The sequence below is a fragment of the Stenotrophomonas sp. HMWF003 genome (genome assembly GCF_003061285.1).
GTDB lineage: Bacteria > Pseudomonadota > Gammaproteobacteria > Xanthomonadales > Xanthomonadaceae > Stenotrophomonas > Stenotrophomonas maltophilia_AP.
In genome coordinates, this window is record NZ_QAIW01000390.1 from 11,693 (window position 1) to 15,092 (window position 3,400).

The 3,400-nt window shown below is 68.8% G+C and carries 4 protein-coding genes; 3 read left to right on the forward strand and 1 reads right to left on the reverse strand.

Annotation, left to right across the window (positions count from 1 at the left end; genetic code table 11):
- Positions 1-31 precede the first annotated feature (31 nt).
- Positions 32-937 (forward strand): recombination-associated protein RdgC, encoded by a 906-nt coding sequence (locus tag DBR34_RS16725; RefSeq protein ID WP_128097633.1) that lies wholly within the window; start codon positions 32-34, stop codon positions 935-937.
- Between the two features lie 79 nt (positions 938-1,016).
- Positions 1,017-1,805 carry a SprT family zinc-dependent metalloprotease gene (locus DBR34_RS16730; RefSeq protein WP_128097634.1) on the forward strand — a complete coding sequence of 263 codons (789 nt, stop codon included), beginning with the start codon at positions 1,017-1,019 and terminating at the stop codon, positions 1,803-1,805.
- Between the two features lie 134 nt (positions 1,806-1,939).
- On the opposite strand, the gene DBR34_RS16735 is transcribed toward DBR34_RS16730, so the two are convergent.
- Positions 1,940-2,812: a methylglyoxal synthase gene (locus DBR34_RS16735; protein WP_128097635.1), complete on the reverse strand. Its 873-nt coding sequence runs from the start codon at positions 2,810-2,812 to the stop codon at positions 1,940-1,942.
- Positions 2,813-2,980: 168 nt separating this feature from the next.
- On the opposite strand from DBR34_RS16735, the gene DBR34_RS16740 reads away from it, so the two are divergent.
- Complete coding sequence (locus DBR34_RS16740; protein WP_128097636.1) at positions 2,981-3,271, forward strand: hypothetical protein; 291 nt, start codon at positions 2,981-2,983, stop codon at positions 3,269-3,271.
- Positions 3,272-3,400: the final 129 nt, after the last annotated feature.

Here is a 3,400-nt window from a genome sequence, read left to right on the forward strand (position 1 = left end):
GCCTTCCCTTCACGACCTACTTCGGACTTCCATGTTCTTTCGCAACCTGACGCTGTTCCGCTTCCCGACCGCCACCGATTTTTCCGAAGTAGACACCCTGCTGCCGCAGGTGCTGCTCAAGCCGGTGGGTCCGCTTGAAATGAATTCGCGTGGCTTCATCTCGCCGTTCGGCCGCGAGGAAAAGGCCGTGTTCTCGCACCGCATCGGCGATGCGCTGTGGCTCACCGTGGGCGGCGAGGACAAGATCCTGCCGGGCGCGGTGGTCAACGACCTGCTGGCGCGCAAGCTCGAGGAGATCGAGGAGAAGGAAGGCCGCAAGCCCGGCGGCCGCGAGCGCAAGCGCCTCAAGGACGACCTGCTGCACGAACTGATGCCGCGCGCCTTCGTGAAGAGCTCGCGTACCGACGCGCTGATCGACCTGACCCACGGCTACGTGGCGGTGGACAGCTCCAGCCGCAAGACCGGCGAGAACGTGATGTCCGACATCCGTGGCCTGCTCGGCAGCTTCCCGGCGATGCCGCTCAACGCCGAAGTGGCGCCGCGCTCGATCCTGACCGGCTGGATTGCCGGCGAGGAACTCCCGACCGGGCTGAGCCTGGGCGAAGAATGCGAGATGAAGGACCCGGCCGAGGGCGGTGCGGTGGTCAAGTGCCAGCACCAGGAGCTGCGCTGCGACGAGATCGACAAGCACCTGGATGCCGGCAAGCAGGTGACCAAGCTGGCGCTGGTGTTCGAGGACAACCTGTCCTTCGTGCTGGGCGACGACCTGATCGTGCGCAAGCTGAAGTTCCTGGACGGCGCGCTGGACCAGCTTGAACACGCCGACGATGACGGCCGCCGCGCCGAACTGGACGCCCGTTTCGCCCTGCAGAGCGGCGAAGTACGGCGCCTGTTCCTGCTGCTGGAAGAGGCCTTCAAGCTCAGCAAGGCTGACTGAGCCAGCGGCCCCCGCTCTACGCGCTGGCCTGAACAGCGCGCAGTCATGCGCCGGTCACTGCCGGCGCTATGCTGTACCCATGTCCGGATTCCTCCGCCGCCTTATTTCGCCGGCTGCCCCCACCCTGCAGCGCGACACGGTTCGACTGCGGCTGGAAGATGCCGAGATCGACGTGCTGCGCGTGCGCGATCCGCGTGCGCGGCGGATCAAGCTCAGTGTCGACGAGCGGGGCGTGCGCCTGACGCTGCCGCCGCGGGCCAGCCTGGTGATGGGCGAACGCTTCCTGGAGCTGCACCGCGACTGGTTGTCCACGCAGCTGCGCAGCTACCAGGCGCAGAACCTGCCGCCACCGCTGGTGATCGGCGAGCCGGGCGTGCTGCCGTTGCGCGGTGCGCTGTTGCCGTTGCGGTGGGAGAGCGGCCGCTTCGCGCACATGCGCGTGGACGGCGAGGGCGCCTGCCTGCACTGGCCGGCGCGCGGTACCGATGCCACGCTGCGCCGCACCCTGCGCGAGTTCTACGAGGCACAGACGCGCGCCGATGTGGGCCAGTGGCTGCCGCGCTACCTGCCCGGCCTGCCGCGTGCACCGGCGCGGCTGCGCCTGAAGGTGATGTCCTCGCAATGGGGGTCGCTGGCGCCCGACGGCAGCATGGCGCTGGACCTGGCGCTGGTGCTGGGCCGGCCATCGGCCTTCGAGTACGTGCTGGTGCACGAGCTCTGCCATTTGATCCAGGCCAACCATTCGCCGGCCTTCTGGGTCGAGGTGGAGCAGCGTTTCCCGGCGTGGCGGCAGGAGCGCGATTACTTCCAGGCCGAAGGACGGCGGTTGAAGGCGACGCTGCGGCAACTGCTGGGCCCCACCCCGTAGAGCCGACCGTGGGTCGGCTGCACATGACGTCCAAGCCCGCGACGTTGCCGGCCAGCGGCCGGCACTACCGGTATCTTTCGTGCCGACCAACCATCGGTTCACCGATGTCCGGCGTACCGACCAACGGTCGGTACCTACCGGGTGGCGCGGGCGGTGGCGGCCTGCGCCCAGCGGGCGGCCACGCGCGGGGCGGTGATGCACACGGCCTGGTCGGTCACGGTGGTGACGGCGCGTTCCAGCAGCTGGATGTCGGCCTCGTGCTGGCGGGCTACGTGCGGGTCTTCGAAGAAGATCGCGCGCTGGCAGTCGCCTTCCAGCACGCGGTCGGCGATCTGCGCGTCGCCGCCCATCGGACCGCTCTGGTAGCGCTGCACCCACGCCTGGTCCTGCGGCCAGCCGCGGCTCCAGGCCAGCTCGTTGAGGCGCTGGCCGGTGGTGCCGGTGCCCACGCGATGGGCGAAGCGTGAGAGCAGGTCGAAGTGCTCGTCGGCAAAGGCCAGGATCGCCGGCTTCATGGCGTCGTGCGCAATCAGGGCCAGGGTATGCCGTTCGAACGCATGCAGGTCGTCGGCGCCCGGATCGGCGGGCAGCCCGGCGTGCACGCGCTCCACTTCCACCCAGTCGCGCGCGGTGGCCACGGTGGAAATGAACGGCTTGCCGTGGATCACGCACTGGCGCTTGAGCGCAGTGGCCTCGGGGAAGATCGACGACGGGTCCACCGGATCCATCAGGTAGATCGCCCCGTCCAGGGTGCGCTCGGGCGAGCCCATCCCGACCACTTCGGCCACCAGCTTCATCAGGCCGCCCTCGCGCCCGTTGGGATAGCGCTTGAGCGGGGCGAAATCGGGCAGGAAGCCCAATCGCTGGATCGCATCGAAGGTGCGCCCGACCGCATGCAGCTCCACGCCCAGCTCGCGCAGGCCACCGTCGCAGGCGCGCAGCCAGCGGAACAGGGCGGCGTGCTTGTCGTGGTGGTGCAGGCGGTTGGCGGCCAGGCCGATGCGCATGGGGATCATCCGGTAGGGAGGTGGGTCAACCGGCATTCTATGTCGCTTCCCGGGCTGCGGAACTGCGAACCCGGGCACGCGTCTTCACGCATTTTCGTATTAGTTGCATAGCCTGGAAGTGGGCCATAACCGACAGTGGGGGCCATCAGTCAATCAGGAAAACCCGCCATGGCGCTCTCCCAGGTTCCGAAGGACATGTCGGTCCAGTCCCTTGCTGCCGACCGCAGTGCCCGTATCCGCGCGCTGGGCCGGCTGCTGCGGCATGCCGCCAGCGGCGACGCCGACGTGCTGCTGGTCGGGCTGGCACGCATGCTCGACGCACATATCGACAACGATCATGCCGATGACGCCAGCAACGGGCGCATCCGCGACCAGCTGGACGAGATTGAGCTGTTGCTGGCGCTGGAGATCGAGCGGGCCGGGGTGCGCGCGGCCGCGCCGTTGTCCAACGCGGCTTGAGGACAGCCGGGCAGCGTGCGGCGTTACACCGCCAGCAGCTGCGCGATGCTGGCCGCCGCATCGCGGCCTTCGGCCACGGCGGTGACCACCAGGTCGGCACCGCGCACGGCGTCACCGCCAGCGAACAGG